Consider the following 21,661-nt stretch of genomic DNA (forward strand, 5'->3'; position numbering starts at 1 on the left):
GTAGGTGGTAATTATTATCAAGAAGCGACAAAACAAACTTGTGATGAGTATAGCTTTATTGACACTATTGGCTTTGATTATCGTGTCGATGATGATGGGACGGTATGACTTGTCACTTTCAGAAGTCTCAAAATATTTCATCGGACAAGCCAACAGTTCATCTAAATTGATTTTAGAACTTCGATTCATTCGAATTATAGCGGTTGTATTAGTTGGCGCAGGTCTATCAATGGCCGGCGCCACTTTTCAATCTGTCTTCAGTAATGGCTTGGCGTCACCAAACTTATTAGGTGTTTCCACCGGTTCAAGTGTTGGTGCTGCTATCGCCATCTTGAACGGTAAGTCGATTTATTGGATCGAAATAAGTGCTTTTATTACAGGTATACTGACAGTATTCTTGACCCTTTTGATCAACAAAATACTGCGCAGTAATTCAAATATAACGTTGATCTTATCCGGAATCATTATGTCAGGATTGATGCAGTCAGTACTGGGTTCAGTTAAGTATATTGCGGATCCAGAGAACCAATTGCAAAGTATCGTCTACTGGGAGCTAGGTAGCTTCATGAAAGTGGACTCGCAAGCTTTGATCTCAGTAGGTCCAATCTTAATTGTTGGAATAATTTTCTTATTGTTGACACGATGGCGTTTGAATACGTTATCATTAGATACGTATACAATAAAAACAATTGGAATTAATCCGACGTTAAATAGAAATTTAATGATTTTATTTGCCACATTATTGACAGCGGCTTCAGTTTGTCTGTGTGGTGTAGTCGGATGGATTGGGTTAGTTGTTCCGCACGTGAGCCGTTCGTTAGTTGGTGAAGACAATCGTTATGCCTTACCAATGACGGCTATCACGGGAGCAATCTTATTATTGATTGCGGACACATTAGCACGAAGTATTTCTGTGAATGATATTCCTTTGAGTATCATCACAGGCTTCATCGGCGTTCCAATTTTTATTGTGATTCTTATAAGGAGAAGAAATGTTGGAATCTAGAATTACGACTCAAAACTTGTCATTTGCATATAAAACTAAACAAATTATCAATAATGTTGATCTGAATGTTGCGGCTGGACAAGTCTTAGTGATTCTTGGTCCGAACGGTATCGGTAAGAGTACCTTGCTGAATTGCTTGAGCGGTGTCTTGAATAAGTATCAAGGTGATATTTTGGTTAACGATCAGTCGTTGAGACAGTTAACGATCAAGGACTTATCGCATCAAGTAGCTCTGGTCAGCCAAGGAGTTAATATCAAGTCGAGTCTGACGTTATTTGATTATTTACTCCTCGGACGAAGTTCATTTCATTCGATCTTTGATCAACCAGACGATCATGACAAGACAATCGTCAAACAGATCATTCAACAAATTGGCTTGGAAAATTATACTAATATCAGTTTGCAGAGTATGAGTGGTGGTCAGCGTCAGTTAGCGATCATTGGACGAGCGTTGGCTCAGGAGCCACAAATACTGATTATGGATGAACCGACTTCAGCACTAGATTATCGCAATCAGACGGTTGTCTTGAAGCTGATCAAGATGCTGTCAGATCAAGGTATCTCAATCGTTATGAGTACTCATGATCCCAATCAAGCACAGATGGTTGGTGATCAGGTAGGATTGTTGATCGATAATCAGACGTATAAACAGGGTCCGGTCAATGAAATATTAACGGACAAATATTTGTCGAAGCTATATGGCATACCGATTATTTCGACTTATAATGAATTAGTAGATAGAAAGATTTTTGGAATAGGGATGGATTAATTTATGAGAAAAAAGCGAAATATTGTTATCCTATTAATGGGATTACTAGTTTTCTTCGGTAGTAGTATCAGTGTGCAGGCGGCCTCAACGAGAACGATTTATGACAATACTGGCGCACCGGTCAAAGTTCCTAAGAAAATCAAACGTGTGGCAGATCTATGGCATGCTAACAATCCAATTTTTTTAATGTTAGGTGGAGAAGATAAACTAGTTGCGACGACTAAATTAACTCACGACAATGCTCTATTGACGCAACTGTATCCAGAAATCAAAAAGCAGGCAGTGCCATTCAATGGCGAGGACTTCCAGATGGAAGAATTGATCAAACAAAAACCTGATGTGGTTGTCAGTTCAGATGTATCACAGATCAGTGAACTCAAAAAAGCTAAGATTCCAGCTGTTAATTCAATGTTTCAAGATTACAAGGGCCTGAAGAAGACAGTTAATTTAACTGCTAAAATCGTTGGGACTAAGTCAGCCAAAACCAAAGCTAAAAAGTATAATGCAAAACTTGATTCAGATATTAAATCAGTCAAGAAACGAGTTTCAAAAGCTAAGTCAAAGCCAAGCGTCTTGCATATCGTTAATACGAGTGATTTGACCAAAGTTGATGGGCGCAAAACGATCGTTGACGAATGGCTCAAGATTGCTGGTGGTAAGAATGCCATCAAGACTGACGGTAATATGATTTCTGTTTCAGCTGAAGAGATCATCAAGGCTAATCCAGATATTATTATTATCGGTGGAACAACTGATAAGAAAGCTCTGAAGCTGCTCAAGAAGGACAGTCGCTACAAGTCACTCAAGGCGGTCAAAGATAAGAAGGTCTATGGTAATCCTACTGGGATCTTCATGCTGGATCGTTACAGTGCTGAGGAAGACTTACAGATTTGGTGGGCGGCCAAAAAGTTCCATCCAGAATTAATGAAAGATGTTAATTTGAATTCTAAGTTCAAGTCATTCTACAAGGAATTCTTTAATCATAAGTTCAGTAACAAAGAAATCAAACAGATTATCAATGGTGAGGTTATCAAGTGAAAATAGAAATTACACATGAACCCATCGATACGGAGGCATTGACCCAAAGTTTGATTCACAATGAATATGGTGGAGTTGATATATTTATCGGCAATATCCGCCAGTTCACTGATGATATTGAAACCGAGAAGATCGAGTACACCACGTACAAAAAAATGGCAGAAAAGGAAATGCACAAGCTCGCTGATGTTGTCCTTGCCAAAGGGATGGATGTTGTTATGGTCCACCGGGTCGGTGAATTACAATTAGGCGACATAGCAGTCTTTATCGGTGTTGCGGCACCACATCGGGCGGAAGCATTCGAGAATTGCCAATTTTTGATTGATGAGTTGAAGCATACTGTACCAATTTGGAAAAAAGAATATGATCGCGACAAAATTCGCTGGGGAGGTCTTGAGGATTGAAAGTAAAATTGTTTTCTATCTTAGCCGAAGAAATAGGTCCGACAACAGAGGTTGATCTGAAGTCAGAGTTTTATCCGTCAGACGTCAAGCAAGCTATTGAAGACGCCTATCCTAAGTACAAAGAAGTTTTGGATCAATCTTTAGTTGCTATCGACGAAGAGTACGCTGATGACAAGCAGTTCTCGCTCAATGATGTAGCGGAAATTGCAATCATCCCACCTGTTAGTGGCGGCTAAAATTTCGAGGGGGTTTTTTATTATGGAAAGTAAATCAAAATCAATAACTGCGTTGACCATGGGTACTTTATCCATGATGGTTTGTTTTATGGTTTGGTTGAGTTTGTCACCATTAGTTGGAGTTATTTTAACTCATGACGGAATCGTCTTAAGCGAGTTTCAACGTACATTCCTACTCGCAACACCAATTCTTTTGGGCTCGATCATGCGTGTACCTATGGGGATCCTGAGTGACAAATATGGTGGTAAAAGAATTTATATTATTTTAATGCTATTTTTGATCATTCCTGTTTTGATGATTCCTAGAGTTGGATCATTTGGCATGATGATGTTTGCGGCCTTACTCTTAGGTATGAGTGGTACATCATTTGCTATCGGTATTTCTTACGTTACAGGATTCTTCCCACCAGAGAAACAAGGCTTGGTCCTTGGTATTGCTGGTGTGGGTAATATTGGTACGGCCTTTTCATCATTCTTCTTCCCACGGATCGAGAAGTCGATGGGATTGAATAGTGTATTTTATCTATTAATTGTTTTATTGATCATCTTCGTAATCTTGATGATTTTCATTGCTCCAGAATCGAAAAAAAACGAGAACGCAAGTATGGGTAAGTCATTAGCTGTTGCTAAGGAAAAAGATACTTGGTATTTAGCTCTATTCTATTTCTTAACATTCGGTCTCTTTATGGCAATGACTAACTTACTTTCGACTTTTATGGTCAATCTGTTCAACAGTAATCTGGTTGATGCTGGATTGTGGGCAGCTATCTTCGCTGTACTGGGAACTTTGACACGTCCAGTCGGTGGTTACTTCTCAGATAAAATCAGACCAATGACACTTTTGAAGTATGATTTTATCGCAATTACAATTGTGGCAGTTATATTAGGGATTTTCCTACATACAAAAGGAATATTTTTAACTATCATGGTACTTATAGGTATTCTAGTCGGAATCGGTAATGGAATTATCTTTAAGATGGTCCCATTCGTCTCTGACAGTAATACCGGAGCCGTTACGGGCTTTGTTGGTGCCATGGGTGGACTCGGTGGATATTTCCCACCAATTATCTTAGGTGTTATCAAACAAGCTACTGGCGGTTACCAATTAGGAATATATTTGATTGCAGTATTTGCTATAATATGTTTAGTACTACTACAAAAAGTTTATATTTCCGGAAGTCACAAAATTGTTAAGTAATTGAATTGAGGTGCACCTATGAGTGAAGAAAAAGTAGAAACAAAGCAAGACAAGCAACGTGAAGCAATCATGGAAGCTCTGGAAGATGTTATTGATCCTGAACTAGGTATTGATATCGTTAATCTTGGATTGATCTATGGCATCGAGATCGAAGGTACTGCATGTACAGTTACAATGACATTGACAACAATGGGATGTCCATTGAGTGATATGATCTCAAATGATATTCATAATGCCGCTGAATCAGTTGATGGAATCGATACTTGTGATATCAATTTGGTTTGGTATCCAATCTGGGATATGAGTAAGATGAGTCGATTCGCACAGATTGCCTTGGGAATTAATGGTTAAATTTAGAGCGTGTTAAAGAATGGGAAACTTTGGGCATTACCTAGGATAACGAAGGTGACAACGCAGTTGTTGCATTTGTTATTCGTAGTAAGCACAGAAGTTTGTTCTTTAAAAGCGCGTTTCGAAAGCACATCAAATAAGCATTTGGAGAAATCCAAATGCTTTTTTTCGTGCAATTTGCTTATAAAACAATTAAACTATTATTAGAAATAATTTAATAATGGAGGATGATATTTTGACCAAAGCAACCGATTATTTGCAACAAGTTTATGAAGTGATTGAGCAACGAGATCCACACCAAACTGAGTTTTTGGAAGCAGTTCATGATTTTTTCCAAACGATGACACCGGTATTTGAAAAGCATCCAGAATACATTGAAGCTAATATTCTGGAACGTTTGACAGAACCTGAACGTGTTATTCAATTCCGTGTTCCTTGGTTAGATGATGCTGGTCATGCACGTGTTAACCGTGGATTCAGAGTTCAATTCAATTCGGCTATTGGACCTTACAAAGGTGGTTTGAGATTACATCCATCCGTTAATTTAAGTATTGTTAAGTTCTTAGGATTTGAACAGATTTTTAAGAATGCCTTAACTGACCTACCTATCGGTGGTGGTAAAGGTGGATCTGACTTTGACCCTAAGGGTAAGTCTGATAATGAGATCATGCGCTTTTGCCAGAGTTTTATGACTGAATTAAGCAAATACATCGGCTTAGACGTTGATGTCCCTGCAGGGGATATCGGAGTTGGTGGACGTGAGATTGGTTACTTATATGGCCAATACAAGCGTCTCCGCGGTGCTGACCGTGGTGTCTTGACTGGTAAAGGATTAGGTTATGGCGGATCACTTGCTAGAACTGAAGCCACTGGTTATGGCTTGGCTTATTACACCGATGAAATGCTCAAAGCCGCCAATGATAGTTTTGATGGCAAACGTGTTGCCATTTCTGGTGCTGGTAATGTGGCGATCTATGCTATCCAAAAGGTAACTGAATTAGGTGGTAAGGTGATTACTTGTTCTGATTCAAATGGTTATGTTGTTGACGAGAACGGGATCGACTTCGATACTGTTAAGCAGATCAAAGAAGTTGAACGTGGACGTATCAAAGAATATGCCGATCGAGTTGCAAGTGCAGAATATTACGAAGGTTCAGTTTGGGATGCAAAAGTTGCTTATGATATTGCTCTACCATGTGCAACTCAAAATGAAATCAATGGCGATCAAGCACAAACTATCATTAGTAATGGTGCAAAGATTGTCGCTGAAGGAGCAAATATGCCAAGTAGTCCAGAAGCAATTACTGCTTATCAAAAGGCTAAGTTGTTGTATGGGCCTGCCAAAGCTGCCAATGCTGGTGGTGTAGCTGTTTCTGCACTTGAGATGAGTCAGAATAGCATGCGTTTGAGCTGGTCATTTGAAGAAGTTGACGACCGCTTGAAACAAATCATGAAAGATATCTTTAACAATTCAGTTGCTGCGGCAGATGAATATGGTGTCAGCGGTGATTACTTGAGCGGTGCTAATATCGCTGGTTTCACCAAAGTTGCAGACGCAATGATGGCACAAGGTTTAGTCTAAAAAAGTTGAACTCGGCAAAATGTCGAGTTCTTATTTTTTTATGATTGGAAATGTTTTGTTATGATATTAATATAAAATTATTTTTGAGGGAGTAACTAATGTCAGATTTAAATAGTTTAGAAGATACATATACTCTTAGTAACGGTGTGGAGATTCCTATCGTTGGATTCGGTACATGGCAAACACCAGATGGTGAAGTTGCCAAGCAAAGTGTTAAGGCAGCCATTGATGCTGGATATCGTCATATCGATACTGCAGCTGCATATGGTAATGAAGATAGTGTCGGTGAAGGAATTAAGGCTTCAGGTATTAAACGTGATGACTTGTTTTTAACGACTAAGTTATGGAATGATGATCATGGCTATGATTCAACAATCAAGGCTATGGACCATTCATTAAAGGAATTGGACGTTGACTATGTTGACTTGTACTTGATCCACTGGCCAAATCCAGTTAAGTTCCGTGAGAACTGGCAAGAAGTTAACGCTGAAACATGGCATGCAATGGAAGACTTGCTCGAAAGTGGCAAGACACGTGCAATTGGTGTCTCAAACTTCCGTGGCGAACATTTGAATGAATTGATGCAAACAGCTAATGTTACACCAATGGTCAACCAAATCTTCCTTAACCCTAGTGATATGCAACAAGAGGTTGTTGATTACAATAATGAATACAACATCTTGAGTGAAGCATACAGCCCACTTGGTACAGGTAAGATCTTCCAAGTTCCAGAATTACAAGCAATGGCCAAACGTTACAACAAGTCAGTTGCTCAACTAGTATTACGCTGGTCATTACAACTAGGCTTCTTACCACTTCCTAAGTCAGTTCACGCTGATAGAATTAAGGAAAATGCTCAATTGTTTGATTTTGAAATTTCTCCAGAAGATATGAAGACAATTGATGGTTTACATGGTGTTGCTGGTTTGGCAACTGATCCAGATACAACTGATTTCTAACAAAAAATAAAGGCTGTCGAATTATTCGACAGCCTTTTTTGGTACATTGTTTTCTTTTTTTAATGTCGCATTACGGACCAGTTGATATAGTGTGGCCGCAATTGGAACACTTAGAAGCATGCCGATGATGCCAGCGACACCGCCACCAACTGTGATGGCCGCAAGAACTAAGATACCTGGCAAACCAATCGATCCACCAACTACACGGGGATAAATAAGGTTACTTTCTATTTGTTGCAAGACGATGATATAGACAACGAACAGTACGCCTTGAAGTGGGGATGTTACAGCAATCAATACGAAGCCAACGGCTCCACCAATCCATGCACCGATCATTGGGACTAGTGCGGTAATACCGACCAAAGCACCGACGGGTAGGGCGCTAGGAAATTTGAAGATCCACATACCTAATGCACATAGGGTACCTAGAATGATAGCTTCGATAGTTTGACCACTGATGAAGCTAGAGAAGGCATTATCTGTAACATGGATTACGTAACGAGTTTTAGCCATAACTTTGGCAGGAATGAAAGCATCCATTACACGATTCAAACGATTGGCAATTCGTTCTTTACCACTTACTAGGTAGATAGCAAATGTAAAGGCAAGAATGAAATTGAACAATCCTTTAGACAAGCTGCCAAAGATAGAGATCGACGATGAAAAGATTCCAGATAATCCAGTTGAGACGAATTTCATAAGTTTGGATTGAATTGATGTCCAATCTACTTTGGTCGTTTCAAGTTGTGATGCAATGGCACTAGCGTGATTGGAATCATTCAGCCACTTGTTGAAGTTGTCGGCGACACTTGGCACACTGGAGAAGAAACTACTGATTGCCGAGATGAATTGAGGCAAGACTAATCTTAGGACCCAGGCAATGACGGCGACAATAATGACAAGTGCCAGCAGTATCGCCGTGGGACGTCTTAGACCAATTGCCCATTTTTTCTTGGCCTTAGGCCAGAACCGGCGTTCCATCGCGCTGCTCAAAATATTGATACAGTATGCCAATGCTCCACCAATAATTAGTGGAAGTGAAACTGAATATAGCATTTTGAACAGGTTGACTATTTGTCCTGGGTACACGAGCAGAACTAGAAAAATTGCCACAAGGACACTGTAGCGAATAATTTCATTTTTGGTGAGTTTCATTTGTTGCCCCCTCAACTGTGATCTACATCAACAGATTAATAATTGTAATATTATTTTACCATTTACGAACTAGGACAACCATATGCACAAAAAAATACGACACCAAAAGGTATCGTATTTGAAGTATAAAATGTTCGATTAATCTTCATAGCCATTCATATGCTTGATCTTAAAGTTCCAGGCATCTTTGATAACAGTATGGACGTCATCGTATTGAGGCTTCCAGTTCAAGACTTCACGTGCTTTAGATGAGTCCGCAATCAGGGTACTTGGATCGCCAGGACGACGTGGTCCCATTTCAGCAGGAATTTCTTTACCGGTAACTTCACGTGCAGCTTCCAGGATTTCTTTGTTGGAGAATCCATTAGATGAACCTAAGTTGAAGATATTGCTGTCGTTACCGTCACGGAGGTATTCCATTGCTAGACGGTGAGCTTCGGCCAAGTCTTCCACGTGAACATAGTCACGGACATTGGTACCATCCTTGGTGTCATAATCGTCACCGAAGATAGTTAACTTGTCACGTTGACCAGCAGCTGTTTGTAGGACAACTGGGATCAAGTGGGTTTCTGGGTTGTGATCTTCACCGATGGTACCGTCTGACTTAGCACCAGCAACGTTGAAGTAGCGTAGCGCTACGAATTTGATACCATAAGCAACATCAGACCAGTGCATGATTTTTTCCATGGCTAGTTTGCTTTCGCCATATGGGTTAGTCGGAACAGTTGGGTCTGTTTCCTTAATAGGAATCTGCTTAGGTTCGCCATAAGTTGCGGCAGTTGATGAGAAGATGATGTGTTTAACATCGAAGTTATTCATGACTTCCAAGAGGGCAATCATGCCGTAAGTATTGTTGTCAAAATACTTAAGAGGATCTTTCATTGATTCAGGCACAACTGAGAAAGCTGCGAAGTGAATTACATCAGTGATATCTTCAGCTTGGAATAATTTGATCAAGAATTCTTTATCACGAACGTCACCTTGGTAGAACTTAGCCTTATCATTAACGGCTGCTCGATGGCCAGTTTCCAAATTGTCAGCTACGACAACGTCATAGCCCATGTTGCATAAATGATCTACGGTGTGTGAGCCAACATAGCCCGCACCACCTAATACAAGGATACTCATAAAATTACCTCCGATATTGAATTAAGTCTATTATAACGTATTATTGCAGTTTATAGCTCTTAGCTTAACTCCGGCTTAAAAATTTAACTTTTTTTGTGTTATGCTTTAATATATTAATATGAAAATAAAATTATCTGAACGGAATGAAGAGCCATGAAGAAATTTTTTACGATTTTAGGGACAGTCGTTCTTTTATTAGTCGCTTTAGCATTGATTTTTAATGAACCTATTAAGGAATATGCGGTCAGCCGTATATCTGATTATCATTTGAGTTCATTAACAGTGAATAAAGTCAAAAAGAACGAAAATAAAAAAGGCGAGTTTGACTTCAAGAAGGTCAAACCGCTAACGGCATCACAAGTAGCCAAAGCGTCTATGAACAATGATGCAGCGGTTATTGGTAAGATGGCCGTACCTTCAGTTAAGTTGTATCTTCCTATTGTAAAGGGATTGAGTGATAATTCTCTGTCGACTGGTGGTGGAACGATGAAGGAGCATGAGAAGATGGGGCAGAATAACTATGCGCTTGCTGGTCACTACATGACGGCTAAGGGGGCGTTGTTCTCTCCACTTGAGAATGCCCAAATCGGTGATCTTGCATATATTACTAATATGAAGCACGTTTATACTTACAAAGTATTCTACAAAAAAATAGTTCCGCCAACTGCAGTTTATTTGTTAGATGATGAAAAAGGTCAAAAACTTTTGACACTAATAACTTGTGCCGATGGTGGTACTAATAGATGGGCGATTCAAGCTTCACTCGTAAGTACTATGCCCGCAAATAAGTCAACACTCGCAGTATTCTCCAAATAGGCTTGGCAATGTCAAGCTTATTTTTTTGTCATAAACACTGTTATAATGATTTAGTTAGTAGGTGATGTAGTGGTATTAATCAATTGGGAAAAACGAAAGAATCCCACTAAAAAAGAAATTTCGGATTTTGCAAAAGAGAATAACGTCAGTGATGTTTTGGCTGAGTTTCTTATTTCTCGTGATTTAACGGAAAAGTCTGATATAGATGATTTTATTCACGCTGATGTGACGGAATTACAAGATCCGTTTGGGCTTCATGATATGGATAAGGCACTGGAAGTAATCGATGATGCCGTTGAGAATGGTAGTAAGATTGCCATTTACGGTGATTATGATGCTGATGGTGTAACTAGTACGTCGATCATGAAGTTGACACTGCAAAAGCTCGGTGTGAAGCCAATATTTTATATTCCTGACCGTTTCAAAGATGGATACGGTCCTAATTTGGATGTTTATAAATTTTTAGCTGAACAAAATATAGATTTATTAATAACAGTTGATAATGGTGTTAGTGGTAAAGATGAGATCAAGTATCTCAAAGATCAAGGTATCAAAGTTGTCGTTACTGATCACCATGATCTGCCTGATGAATTACCAGAAGCAGACGCTATCGTTCATCCGACTATTCCTGGTTCAGAGTATGTTTGTCCATACTTATCAGGTGCTGGTGTTGCTTTCAAGATTGCGGATGCATTGTTAGGCGATGATGCACTGGAATTGATCGATTTGGCTGCTATTGGGACGATTGCGGATTCTGTGCCATTGTTGGGCGAGAATCGTGTCATTGTAACCGAAGGACTGAAACGTATGGCTGACAATAAGCATGTCGGTCTGGGGGCTCTGATCAAGAAGTGTAAGTTGAAGATCAATCAGATGACTGAAGAGGACGTCGGTTTCAAGATTGCTCCAAGAATCAACGCCTTAGGCCGCTTGACGAATGCTTCTTCTGGCGTGGAATTGTTGACGACAGGGGATGAATCATTTGCCAAAGAAATCGTCGATGAAACAGAAGAAATCAATTCTAACGTCAAGAATTAGTTGCGACTGCCTTCAATGATTCAGAATCACAAATTGCAGAGCAAAAAGACGATGGCGTCTTGATCCTAAAGAGTGATAAGTGGCATCAAGGAATCTTGGGAATCGTTGCCAGTCGTGCAGTTGATCAGGAGAACAAGCCAGCTCTGGTTATGCAGTACGATGAAGAGTCACAATTGTACAAGGGTTCCGGTAGAAGCCTGAAGGCTTCAACTTATTTGAAGCACTGAATGCACACCATGATTTGTTCGCAAGTTTTGGTGGTCACGCACAGGCCTGTGGTTTTTCTATTACAAAGGAAGGTTTAGAAAAACTAACACCTCTCTTGTTGGAAGAACCAGCCAAGCAAAGCTTCAATCCTGAAGGATCAGTTACGAAGTACTTTGACTTGAACGTTGCTGTGAAAGATTTGAATTTTGATTTGATCAAGGAAATTAGTCGCTTGGCGCCATTTGGTATGGGGAATCCTAAGCCAGTTTTGAAGCTAAGCAATGTTTCTCTGTCACAAGTTAAGTCAATCGGTAAAGATGGTACTCACTTGAAGGCTAGTGTAACTGATGGACAACAACAAGTTGGTGCCATTGGATTCGGAATGTATCCTAAGGCTGAAGCAATGAACACTGATATCGTTGATGTCTACGGTGAACTAGGAATCAATGAATGGGCTGGCCGTAAGAACCTACAAATGATGCTTGATGACTTTGAGGTCTCTTCGGAAGGGTTGAAGATCAATCAATTACAAGATGTCTACTTTGACTATCGTAACAAGCAGATCTCCGGTGCTATCTTAGATAAGTTTGATGCAGTAGTCTTCTTCAACGAGACATACTATGAAGCCGCAAGTCGCTCGCACCCTAAAGTCAAACTAATCATGTATAATGAATCCTGTGATGGACAGAATATATTGATTTATGATCGGCCACATAACTTGGACTTGTTCAAAGAGTTCATCAAGAATAACAAGACTAAGCACGTGGCACTGTACTTCCATACCGACTTGACCAACCGATATTTAAAGCCTGATATGATTGCCATGAAGAGCTTCTTGAAGTATCTTTATACTCATCAAAATATCAAAGCTGACGGGATGGATCTGGTCGCAGAGTATCTTGGATACAAAAAAAATGATATAGATTTCTATTTAAAAGTGTTTTTTGAGCTGGATTTTGTTAAAATGGTAAATGGCTTTGTTGAAAAAGCTAATGCTTCACAACAACGCGAATTGATTGAATCTCCAACATATCTTAAGAGATTACAACGCAATGATGTTGAAAAAATATTAATTGAGTCTGACTTTGGTGATTTGTTATCGTGGATGAGTGATTACGATTGTCACTGTTAGATTGAATGGAGAAATTAAAAGATGGATATTGATTTTAAGAAATATGTTGCTAATGTTCCGGATTTTCCAGAACCAGGTGTACTATTTCGTGACATTTCACCATTAATGTTGGACGGCAAAGCATACGCTGCCGCAACAGATGAAATAGTTGAATATGCTAAGAGCCGTGGCGCAGAAATGATTGCCGGACCCGAAGCACGTGGATTTATCGTTGGATGTCCAGTTGCTTACAAACTGGGTGTCGGCTTTGCTCCAGCACGTAAAAAGGGTAAGTTGCCTCGTGCAACTGAATCGATTACTTATGATTTGGAATACGGACAAAGCTCATTGTATATGCAAAAGGATGCCGTTAAACCTGGACAAAAAGTTCTAGTTGTTGATGATTTGATGGCTACTGGTGGAACATTGGCCGCAACAATTGACCTCGTTGAAAAACTTGGTGGTATCGTTGTCGGAACTGCCTTCTTGATTGAGTTGAAAGATCTTCATGGTCGCGACAAAATAAAAGGCTACGATATGTTTACTTTGATGCAATATTAATAATATAATAGTAGAGGCGAATGCCTCTTATTATGGAGAGTTGGCAGAGTGGTAATGCACCGGACTCGAAATCCGGCGAACCGATTAATATCGGCGCGCAGGTTCAAATCCTGTACTCTCCTTTTTTAGAATAAAAGAGAACAGAAGTTCGTAAGATTGCTAATAGGAATGCTGATAAAAAGGCGTTCCTATTTTTTTATTTTCTTGAAAATTAAAGATAATGTAAATTTTCTTTGCGCAGAATTTTGCGCAGTGGAAGATTCATTGTCCCATTTTGCGCAGGAAAAAATCAGCAAAAAAGGTGTGCGCAAAATATTGCATTAATACTAATCATTATTATTAGTTTCTTCAATGCCGTTAAATAATTTTCTAAGATCACTACTTTGCTCAAGCGATGTTGAATCGAACATATGAGTGTAATATTTTAATGTGGTAGCAGTTGTTTTATGACCAACACGTCTTGATACATATTTAAGATTAAAGCCTTGATCAAGTAGATAGGATATGTGAGTATGTCTAATTCCATGGAAATTAATTATTTTGCTTGCACCAATTTCATTTAGCAATTTCTTTAATTGCTGATTGACTGATTGAGAAGTAGGAGTTTCTTTACGTCTGCTTCTAAAAACATAATTGTAAGGATCAGTGTAATTAATTCTATTAAAGTATTCTTTCTGATTATCTTTAAGCTTTTTTAGTACACTAATACAGTCACTACTAACATCAACATACCTAACACCAGCAGGTGTTTTAGTGGCCTTTTGATTACGGGTATCATTTTCGATGGCTTTATTGACACGAATTACTTTTTTATTAAAATTGATATCATTCCAAGTAAGCCCCGCGCATTCCTCGTATCTCATTCCTGTTTGTGTTACTAAATATACTTCAGCTGATGATATATCATTAATAGAAGTATGCATTTTAGCAACTTCAATCAGTTTTATGTAATCATCAGGTTCAAGAAATTTTTCATCGGGGCTTTTTGATTCCTTACCGGCAACAATGGTTGTATTTCTAGTGAAGTCTGTATAGATTAATTGCTCAGCTATTGCATCTTCACACATTGATCTAAAAAAACTGTTGTATTTGCTAACGGTTACTTTTGTGCGAGTTTTGCCAAACTCATTTAAAAAATGCTGATAGTCTGCTTTAGTAACATCAACCAGCCTCATGTTTGGAAAGTATTTTTTGATTACATCTATCGCAAAATAGTATCTATTAACCGTAGAATGTGATTTACCCTTAATGCGATATAATTCTACCCATTCTTTAAAGTAGTCAGAGAAGAGCATATCTTGCTTTGCTAAGTTAGCATGATTTGATTTTTGTAATTCAATTTTCCTAGCGGCTTCCTCACATTCTGTTTTCCTGACGAACCCGCCCTTTGTTTTATTTCTATATTTGCCAGTAGTAGGATCTTTATAGGAAACACGATATTCCCATTTTCCATTGCGTTTATGAATTGTTGCCATAATTACAATTTCCTTTCTTTCGTAAACTTATTTTATAAGATTTGTCTTGTTTTGAGTATTTTTTATAGTTCTATTGACGAATATGAAGAAAATGTCAATTTATGGGCACATATGTTCTTCTGACGTTAAAAATAAAAAGCCCATTAAGGCTTAATTTTTTAAACTTAGTATTTTATTTTTATCACTCCAGGGAATGATATCCAATCCTTTTGATAAAGCAATATTTTGAGCTTTATCTTTAATACCATGATCAACATCATTAAAGATAACTGAGTAATTGATTTTGCCATTTTCATAGTTAACATTGCTCTTGATATCTTCAAGCGTAACTATTTCAGTAGATATTCTTTGGAAATCGGCATTGTTAAGTATTTGAATAAGTTGTAAGGGATTACTTTTTGACTTTCCAAGCGCATAAGGAATTTTGTAAGAATTACCGCTTCCGCCGGTAACTGGATAATCAGGTAATCCCTTAAATTCATTGTCATCAAAATAATTCATAACATCTTCAAAGAAAAGATTTTTTACATTACTTTTTCTAGTCATTACTAAATCATCAATTCTTAGAATTGTTTGAATTAGCGATTGTTTCATAACGGGAAAATCTTCTTTTTTTCCATCTATCGCTAGTATTTTATTAGCCGTAAGGGAAATGCCAAAGGAATTAATTATACTTTCAATGATTCTTGATCTAACACCACTATTAATGTCAATACCTAAAAGTACTAAATCATTAATGGTAGTGCCATCATCAGATAATCTTATTTTATTTTTATTTAATGGAGAAACATAAATTGCTATTCGATCACCAATTATATTTGTAAAAGGAGTCATTATTTCATCGCCATCATCAAATGAAGTAACTGAATATTTTGTTTTCATCCACTTAAGGTAATCATCTATCCATTTGCTAGTTTCCATGATTAATTACTCCTTTCCATATCGTCAAATATATTATACAAAATCTGCGGTGATTTGAGCTTCAGTTAAGTCAACATTAATAAATTTTAAAAACAAAGTAAAGTCTTCAACCACGTTATTTAAATCGTTTAAACAATTTTTGAGTGGTTCAGGTAGCTGATCTTTGGTTAGAATGGTTTGATTAATTATAGAGTCACCGCCATTAAAAATATGTAGATGGGGTGTGGGAATATCATTGTGATCAGCCCCGATGACATCGAATCTCATCATTGGACCATGCGATTTTGAAATAAGTATCAATGTTAATTTATTTTTATTAATATGTCCTGTACGACAAACTATACTATCAAATTTCTCTTTTGAGGTAAACTTACCCTTCAATTTAAAATATTTTTGAAGACCTCTAGCAGGAACTGCAAGCAAGTTACTGTCAGAATCCTTATCAAGTTTCATTAACTGTGAATAATCAGTTGCTTCCATAGTTCCTCCAATTATTAATTAGTCATGCCACGGCATGGCTTTTTATATACCCGAAATTTGTTTCTTTTATTATTAAAAAAAAGCCGTTTCCGGCTAATTATTAATTTAAAAATTGTCCATAAAATCTCTGAATTCTTTATTCTTTTGTCTATTTGTTTTTTCAATAGTTATATTTTTAAGTCGTTTAATAAAATCTGACGGCAAATCACTACTTGAAATGAATTGATCAAACTGTTTTTTTGTAATATCAGTTGCTGTATTTGCTTTTTTCCAAACTTCTAATTGTGATATTAAATATATAGAATCATATTTATCTAATGTAATTACTAAAGCAGCCATTAATGCAAAAAGGTCATTAGAACAAAGCTGATTATTATAATATTCTTCATCAGAAAAAACGGAATTATTTGTAAATATTCGTAGAGTTCTCAATTCAAGAGACGTATTTGCATGAAAATGAATTAATCTATTACCATGAGCGAGATTATTTCTATAGTCATGGATTAAAGAAATAACATTTCTAGTAAACTTTATTAGAGTATTTTCGTATTTTTCGGATATTTGATTGAGTTCTTTGTCCGAATATTTATCAAGATCAAGAGAATCCATAAATTCATTAAAAATAAATTCATCAATATCACCGTAGTTATTTTTCCCAATAGGTAATAATTTTATCATTATATATTTTGTCATATTACGTGGAAATATTGAAAGAAGCATTCTTGTTTGACCAAAAGTAATATTTGAAAGCATAATCCAGGGAGGGACATCCCCATATTTTTCTTTATAATATTTGGTTGGATCATCATTACATTCGGAAATTTTTTTATTTAAAAATTTTGTTATTTTTATTGCCTTATTTTTATTTCTATAGGTCAAAGGATTTAAATATTCAGATGTTTTTACTCCACGTCTTTTTGCCATTATATAAGCCATTGATTCTTTTAGACGTTGTTCAAACTTTATTGCAAATTGAAATAGAATATTTCTTAAATCATCTTCAATACGGTGATAATAATAAAGGTCTGTAATATGTACGTTACTTCTATATACTTTTTTATCTGGTAAATAGAATTCTGATTTATATCTATTTATTAGATTGTAATAACCTACTGATTGTAATAATTCAATTGCAATTCTATTACTGTCAATAATTAGTCCTTTGTTTCTTAATTTATTTACCATGTATTGATAATCGTGAAATTGAACTTCTTTTTTTGACAACGAAAAACACCTCACAGTAATTACTTACCATGAGGTGTTTTAACGACCCGAATTTGTTTACAGGTATTTCAACTTATAAACTTAATGATAAAGTAATTTTATAATTTTGTCAATTTTTCTTTTAGATAAATTAATTTTAGTCATGCCACGGCATGGCTATTTATATACCCAAAATTTGTTTCTTTTATTATTAAAAAAAGCCGTTTCCGGCTAATTATTGATTTAAATTTAAAGTTATGTCGTAATCATGTTGAGCATTTTCATCTTCATAATTGTCTGTATCATATGATCCATCAAATTTTAGTCTCAAACTTTTAATGTCACTAACATTGTTTAACTTTTCGACAGGGGCCATGATGTCGCCTTCTTTGGTAACACCTTTAGCAATATCACCACCGAAGTTTTCTTTATAACCTTTAACGGTATTTAAAGCGGCATCTATTTGCTGACCATCACTTGTTATAACGATTCCTTGATCAGGATATGAAGTTATATCCCTATTAGCGGTTATGGCCATATGAATTATGATAAATCCTTGGGCTTTTGCCTTTGATGAATCATCATAAACAAATGGTTTCATCTTAAATACTTGTACCTTAGTAACTTTGATAGTTTCTGGCTGCCAAGAAGTATCAGTAAATGAAAGATTGTAATTCTTTTGATCGAGAACTGTTCTATCAGTGTAATCAATGTTTAAAACTTTATTATTACTCTTAGAAGATGATTTCTTGTTTCCCTTTTCAACTTCAGTAGTAGAGTGTCCAGAAGCTTTATTTGAACTGCTTTTGTCTGAGGAATCACTGTTTCCACCAAACATTCCGAAAATAACAACTACTAAAACAACAACAATTAGCCAAAACCACCAAATTTTATAAAAAGGTTTACCTTTATTCATGTTAGTTCACCGCCTTAGCGTTTTTTGCTGGGTGATGTAAGAAAATAAATACAGCACCGACAATCAATACAGCAATAGCAGGGAATGCCATTGCAGCAGATATTAGGAACAATGCATTACCAATAATCCCCAGAATGGTCCAACCATGGAAATACCCTTGTTTTTGCTTTGAATAAGGGCAATAAGATTTAAAATAATGCCAATAGCAGCCATAACGTAGAAAAATGTACCAGTACCGCTCGTCAAATTAGTACCGCCAAAAGCATCACTTGCAGCTGTACTAAAAATAACAGGCCATGAAACAGCAAATAAAACACAGTTAACAATATCTAGAATCCCAGTCCAGATATTTATTTTTAGATTTTTCATAATAAAAATTCCCCCTAAAATTCAGCTTTTAATGTCGTCAGTGTTTGGACAAAAATTAGTTTCCTAAAAATGGTAATCCGTAATTATATCTTAAGTCCTGATAAGTACTAGGTAAGTGATCATGTTCTTCGATAAATAAATTAGTTACCACGGCCATAGCAAATTCATCAGCACCATTCTCGGACTTATCCTTGAGTCTCACGTTAGAAGAGTAGTATGCAGTTAATCCATCTTGTTCAATCACATGACACAATTCATGTGCTAAGACGAAGTATCTTTGGTTACTATATCTAATTATATTGGACATCATAACTATTGGTGTATCGCCATAATAAAGCGTTTCAGCAAGTGGTTTATCTGCAACTTCCTTCCAATATATCTGAACGTTTAATTTATCAGCCCAGATAAACGGATCAAACGTACTGTATCGTTTACCGATGGCGAAGACTAATTTATTTAGTTCCTTTATTGCCGTCATCAGTATCGCTTCTTTCTTTCTTGCGTTGATCCCAGAATATCTGTGTTAAAGCAATTTTTAACTTGTCTCTTTGTTCATCAGTTAGTTCATCACCATCATAGAAGGCACCTACAAGGTTTTTATCCAAAAAGGATTTTAAATCAATGGTGTCTTTTTGTTTTGCCCATTGTGGTGTTTCATTCCTTCCATAGAGATAATCAAGTGTGACATCAAAATAATCGGCAATTCTTATTGTAGCAGCCTGATCTGGTTCACGTTTGCCTTGTTCCCATGAAGCGTATGTTGTAGGAGCTACTCCAAGAGCCTTGGCAATTTCTTTTTGTGTTCTATGTGTTTTACTTCTTAATTTTTTAAGCGTGTTAGAGAACATATGAATCACCTCGAGTAAAATATACTACACAATTTGTGTATTTATATTATAATACACAAAAAGAGTAGAAAACTATTTACAATACACATAATGAGTAGTATATTATAACCATAGCAACGCGATAAGCGTAAGAAAGGAGAAACAATGAAGCAAAGAAAATGGCTTAAAGAAATAAGAGAAACAAAAAATATGACTCAATCAAATTTTGCAGAACTTCTTAATGTTCCTGTAACAACATATGCTTCATGGGAACAAGGAGTACGAACGCCTAGTGTTGATAAGGCAAAAGAAGTTGCTGAAATTCTGAATATTAAGTGGACTATTTTTTTTGATCATCAGGTACTCGAAACGAGTAGTAAATAATATTTCGATTGCTATGGTATAAAAATTCTACACACTAATAGTACACAAACGCCGATTAACACATCCATGTCAAAACGGTAACTGAAGTTAACGAATAGTTATCAAGAGTAAGGAGGTGATAAGAATGAGCAATATAAACATCGTGCAAGAGGTTTTAAATATGCAAGATCGTCAAAATTTCAATGATACTGATTTGGCAGCAATAGCAGGAACGTCAAAAACAACTGTTGGTAAATGGTTTAAAGGAACTCCAATCAAAGATGAATATTTAGTTAATCTATCTAACGCCATTGATGATACTAGATTCTCATTAGCTGTTGATTGCTATTTATTTAATTTTCCAGCAATTCTGTTAAATATCGTAAATGAATATAACTCAGAAACATCATCACTATTAGTAGGAACACAAATTGAAGATTTAAACAGTGATACAGCAATTGAGAATGCACTTAAAGAAATTAGCAAGAGTAATCCTGATGAAAATATTATCAAATTTGGAATATTCAAAATGTTCAGAACGAGTTCAATTATGCGTGCTTGTGCAACAGCAATGTCACATAGGTACCACATATCACTTAAACAAGCTGCATTAGGTGAAAGAGGGTGAAATAAATGCAAGAACCAGAGACTTTGCCATTTGGTATTCCAGAGAAAGACGGATACGTACTGGCTTGGGTACGAAAAGATAAACTGAAGGATTTGATCAGCAAGCCTGCTGACGAGGGTATCGAATTGCTTCCTTGGGCATGTAAAATTGCTGGTTGTTCAGCCCCAACTTTAGTAAAGAAGCTAGACAGATACCGTGACGTCCTAGATATGGATAAGGGTGGGTGTGTTAGATATTCTACTGGTTCTGGTAGCCCTTGGAAATTTCAAGCACCCGAATTTAAAGAATTTGTTTTAACGCACAAAAGAGAGTTTATGAAATCGGAGGAAGTATAGATGCAAATAACAGCAGATTACATTGATTCAATGCTCGTTAAGGCTGAAAAAGTTGGTAATGATCAACGAAAATTAGAAGATATTTCTAGACAATTCGCTGAATTGGTCAGCCGAGGAACATTTAAAATGAGAAAGATTTATGAGGAACCACTTAGTGATGAGGTCCTTAGACCGCTAGGTGAAGCAAATCATGTAATTGTTAAAGTTCGAATGAATAAAGACGTATATAGAAATGTTCTTAGCTACGAGTACACATTTATTTATAAAGGGGATGAAAGTATTGAACGAGTTTGTTAAGCGCTTATTGAATAATCTATTTAGTAAAAATGACTTCAGCAACATTGGTACCTATACCCAATACACGCCTGAAGTCATAAAAAAAGACCTGCTATCCATCAAATAGCAGGTCGAGATATTTACAAAAAATTCTACTTAAATTATATCACGATTGGAGTTTTAAGAATGGGTGATTTTAATTATGATTCATGGCTTTCTGATGAAGACAGCATAAATGCTGACAAATCAAGATATGAACAAGAACAACAAGACGAACTAAATAAAGAAGATTTATCGGAGGAATACTAA

29 protein-coding genes and 1 tRNA gene are annotated in these 21,661 nt (G+C 36.7%); 20 read left to right on the forward strand and 10 right to left on the reverse strand.

All coding sequences use genetic code 11. The annotated features are described in order from the left end of the window. Positions 1-58: 58 nt before the first annotated feature. The 9 genes from JCM14932_RS06140 to JCM14932_RS06180 all read left to right on the forward strand — a co-directional run bounded on the left by JCM14932_RS06140 (position 59) and on the right by JCM14932_RS06180 (position 7,543). Positions 59-1,006 carry a FecCD family ABC transporter permease gene (locus tag JCM14932_RS06140; protein WP_235700535.1) on the forward strand — a complete coding sequence of 316 codons (948 nt, stop codon included), beginning with the start codon at positions 59-61 and terminating at the stop codon, positions 1,004-1,006. Then, positions 993-1,775 carry an ABC transporter ATP-binding protein gene (locus JCM14932_RS06145; protein ID WP_025024118.1) on the forward strand — a complete coding sequence of 261 codons (783 nt, stop codon included), beginning with the start codon at positions 993-995 and terminating at the stop codon, positions 1,773-1,775. The genes JCM14932_RS06140 and JCM14932_RS06145 overlap by 14 nt, the downstream gene beginning before the upstream one ends. Positions 1,776-1,778: 3 nt before the next feature. Continuing rightward, positions 1,779-2,813, forward strand: coding sequence for an ABC transporter substrate-binding protein (locus JCM14932_RS06150; RefSeq protein WP_025024119.1), 1,035 nt, complete (start codon positions 1,779-1,781; stop codon positions 2,811-2,813). Next, the gene (locus tag JCM14932_RS06155) at positions 2,810-3,217 is read left to right on the forward strand and encodes a molybdenum cofactor biosynthesis protein MoaE (RefSeq protein ID WP_034542707.1); all 408 of its coding nucleotides are present in this window, start codon (positions 2,810-2,812) and stop codon (positions 3,215-3,217) included. Before JCM14932_RS06150 ends, JCM14932_RS06155 begins: the two co-directional genes overlap by 4 nt. Next, the gene (locus JCM14932_RS06160; protein WP_025024121.1) at positions 3,214-3,453 is read left to right on the forward strand and encodes a MoaD/ThiS family protein; all 240 of its coding nucleotides are present in this window, start codon (positions 3,214-3,216) and stop codon (positions 3,451-3,453) included. Before JCM14932_RS06155 ends, JCM14932_RS06160 begins: the two co-directional genes overlap by 4 nt. A 22-nt stretch (positions 3,454-3,475) precedes the next feature. Then, the gene (locus JCM14932_RS06165) at positions 3,476-4,651 is read left to right on the forward strand and encodes a nitrate/nitrite transporter (RefSeq protein ID WP_025024122.1); all 1,176 of its coding nucleotides are present in this window, start codon (positions 3,476-3,478) and stop codon (positions 4,649-4,651) included. Positions 4,652-4,669: 18 nt separating this feature from the next. Further along, positions 4,670-5,002 carry a metal-sulfur cluster assembly factor gene (locus JCM14932_RS06170; RefSeq protein WP_025024123.1) on the forward strand — a complete coding sequence of 111 codons (333 nt, stop codon included), beginning with the start codon at positions 4,670-4,672 and terminating at the stop codon, positions 5,000-5,002. Between the two features lie 220 nt (positions 5,003-5,222). Beyond that, a complete protein-coding gene (gene gdhA, locus JCM14932_RS06175; protein WP_174520314.1) occupies positions 5,223-6,584 on the forward strand; it encodes an NADP-specific glutamate dehydrogenase in 1,362 nt (453 codons plus the stop codon). Between the two features lie 98 nt (positions 6,585-6,682). Then, on the forward strand, positions 6,683-7,543 hold the full coding sequence (locus JCM14932_RS06180) for an aldo/keto reductase (RefSeq protein WP_025024125.1): 861 nt from the start codon (positions 6,683-6,685) through the stop codon (positions 7,541-7,543). A gap of 21 nt (positions 7,544-7,564) precedes the next feature. Here JCM14932_RS06180 and JCM14932_RS06185 read toward each other — a convergent pair whose 3' ends face one another. Further along, complete coding sequence (locus JCM14932_RS06185; protein WP_025024126.1) at positions 7,565-8,698, reverse strand: AI-2E family transporter; 1,134 nt, start codon at positions 8,696-8,698, stop codon at positions 7,565-7,567. A gap of 138 nt (positions 8,699-8,836) precedes the next feature. Continuing rightward, the gene (gene galE / locus JCM14932_RS06190) at positions 8,837-9,826 is read right to left on the reverse strand and encodes a UDP-glucose 4-epimerase GalE (protein ID WP_025024127.1); all 990 of its coding nucleotides are present in this window, start codon (positions 9,824-9,826) and stop codon (positions 8,837-8,839) included. Positions 9,827-9,979: 153 nt separating this feature from the next. Here galE and JCM14932_RS06195 point away from each other — a divergent pair, with 153 nt between their 5' ends. From JCM14932_RS06195 to JCM14932_RS06210, 6 genes are all read left to right on the forward strand, one after another. Further along, positions 9,980-10,642 (forward strand): class A sortase, encoded by a 663-nt coding sequence (locus tag JCM14932_RS06195; protein ID WP_025024128.1) that lies wholly within the window; start codon positions 9,980-9,982, stop codon positions 10,640-10,642. A 69-nt stretch (positions 10,643-10,711) separates the two neighbouring features. Next, complete coding sequence (locus JCM14932_RS17020) at positions 10,712-11,680, forward strand: single-stranded-DNA-specific exonuclease RecJ (RefSeq protein ID WP_235700536.1); 969 nt, start codon at positions 10,712-10,714, stop codon at positions 11,678-11,680. Positions 11,681-11,739: 59 nt separating this feature from the next. Then, positions 11,740-11,907, forward strand: a complete 168-nt coding sequence (locus JCM14932_RS17025) for a single-stranded-DNA-specific exonuclease RecJ (RefSeq protein ID WP_235700537.1) — start codon at positions 11,740-11,742, stop codon at positions 11,905-11,907. Positions 11,908-11,921: 14 nt separating this feature from the next. After that, complete coding sequence (locus tag JCM14932_RS17030) at positions 11,922-13,019, forward strand: single-stranded-DNA-specific exonuclease C-terminal domain-containing protein (protein ID WP_235700538.1); 1,098 nt, start codon at positions 11,922-11,924, stop codon at positions 13,017-13,019. 21 nt (positions 13,020-13,040) lie between these two features. Further along, entirely contained in the window at positions 13,041-13,559 is a 519-nt protein-coding gene (locus JCM14932_RS06205; protein ID WP_025024129.1) for an adenine phosphoribosyltransferase, read from the forward strand. Between the two features lie 34 nt (positions 13,560-13,593). Next, a tRNA-Ser gene (locus JCM14932_RS06210) sits at positions 13,594-13,681 on the forward strand. A 204-nt stretch (positions 13,682-13,885) separates the two neighbouring features. Here JCM14932_RS06210 and JCM14932_RS06215 read toward each other — a convergent pair. From JCM14932_RS06215 to JCM14932_RS14720, 8 genes are all read right to left on the reverse strand, one after another. Further along, positions 13,886-15,034, reverse strand: a complete 1,149-nt coding sequence (locus tag JCM14932_RS06215) for a site-specific integrase (protein ID WP_025024130.1) — start codon at positions 15,032-15,034, stop codon at positions 13,886-13,888. Between the two features lie 150 nt (positions 15,035-15,184). After that, positions 15,185-15,955, reverse strand: coding sequence for a DUF1828 domain-containing protein (locus JCM14932_RS06220; protein ID WP_025024131.1), 771 nt, complete (start codon positions 15,953-15,955; stop codon positions 15,185-15,187). A 33-nt stretch (positions 15,956-15,988) separates the two neighbouring features. Then, positions 15,989-16,435, reverse strand: a complete 447-nt coding sequence (locus tag JCM14932_RS06225) for a DUF6978 family protein (RefSeq protein ID WP_025024132.1) — start codon at positions 16,433-16,435, stop codon at positions 15,989-15,991. Positions 16,436-16,540: 105 nt separating this feature from the next. Further along, positions 16,541-17,659, reverse strand: a complete 1,119-nt coding sequence (locus tag JCM14932_RS06230; protein ID WP_025024133.1) for an Abi family protein — start codon at positions 17,657-17,659, stop codon at positions 16,541-16,543. 214 nt (positions 17,660-17,873) lie between these two features. Next, entirely contained in the window at positions 17,874-18,554 is a 681-nt protein-coding gene (locus JCM14932_RS06235) for a hypothetical protein (protein ID WP_025024134.1), read from the reverse strand. Between the two features lie 102 nt (positions 18,555-18,656). Then, positions 18,657-18,923: a transporter gene (locus JCM14932_RS14715; RefSeq protein WP_369342747.1), complete on the reverse strand. Its 267-nt coding sequence runs from the start codon at positions 18,921-18,923 to the stop codon at positions 18,657-18,659. A gap of 55 nt (positions 18,924-18,978) precedes the next feature. Beyond that, on the reverse strand, positions 18,979-19,401 hold the full coding sequence (locus JCM14932_RS06245) for a M78 family metallopeptidase domain-containing protein (RefSeq protein WP_025024135.1): 423 nt from the start codon (positions 19,399-19,401) through the stop codon (positions 18,979-18,981). After that, a complete protein-coding gene (locus tag JCM14932_RS14720; RefSeq protein WP_034542711.1) occupies positions 19,376-19,771 on the reverse strand; it encodes a helix-turn-helix transcriptional regulator in 396 nt (131 codons plus the stop codon). Before JCM14932_RS14720 ends, JCM14932_RS06245 begins: the two co-directional genes overlap by 26 nt. 144 nt (positions 19,772-19,915) lie before the next feature. Here JCM14932_RS14720 and JCM14932_RS06255 point away from each other — a divergent pair, with 144 nt between their 5' ends. The 5 genes from JCM14932_RS06255 to JCM14932_RS17415 all read left to right on the forward strand — a co-directional run bounded on the left by JCM14932_RS06255 (position 19,916) and on the right by JCM14932_RS17415 (position 21,661). Beyond that, on the forward strand, positions 19,916-20,134 hold the full coding sequence (locus tag JCM14932_RS06255) for a helix-turn-helix transcriptional regulator (protein WP_025024136.1): 219 nt from the start codon (positions 19,916-19,918) through the stop codon (positions 20,132-20,134). Positions 20,135-20,258: 124 nt separating this feature from the next. Continuing rightward, entirely contained in the window at positions 20,259-20,741 is a 483-nt protein-coding gene (locus JCM14932_RS06260) for a hypothetical protein (RefSeq protein ID WP_025024137.1), read from the forward strand. A gap of 5 nt (positions 20,742-20,746) precedes the next feature. Beyond that, positions 20,747-21,076: a DUF771 domain-containing protein gene (locus JCM14932_RS06265; RefSeq protein ID WP_025024138.1), complete on the forward strand. Its 330-nt coding sequence runs from the start codon at positions 20,747-20,749 to the stop codon at positions 21,074-21,076. Beyond that, the gene (locus tag JCM14932_RS06270) at positions 21,077-21,373 is read left to right on the forward strand and encodes a hypothetical protein (RefSeq protein WP_025024139.1); all 297 of its coding nucleotides are present in this window, start codon (positions 21,077-21,079) and stop codon (positions 21,371-21,373) included. It abuts the gene before it with no gap. A 165-nt stretch (positions 21,374-21,538) separates the two neighbouring features. Further along, positions 21,539-21,661, forward strand: coding sequence for a hypothetical protein (locus JCM14932_RS17415; protein ID WP_268870363.1), 123 nt, complete (start codon positions 21,539-21,541; stop codon positions 21,659-21,661).

Origin of the sequence: Companilactobacillus nodensis DSM 19682 = JCM 14932 = NBRC 107160, from assembly GCF_000615905.1 — a bacterium.
In the GTDB taxonomy this organism is placed as follows: Bacteria; Bacillota; Bacilli; order Lactobacillales; family Lactobacillaceae; genus Companilactobacillus; species Companilactobacillus nodensis.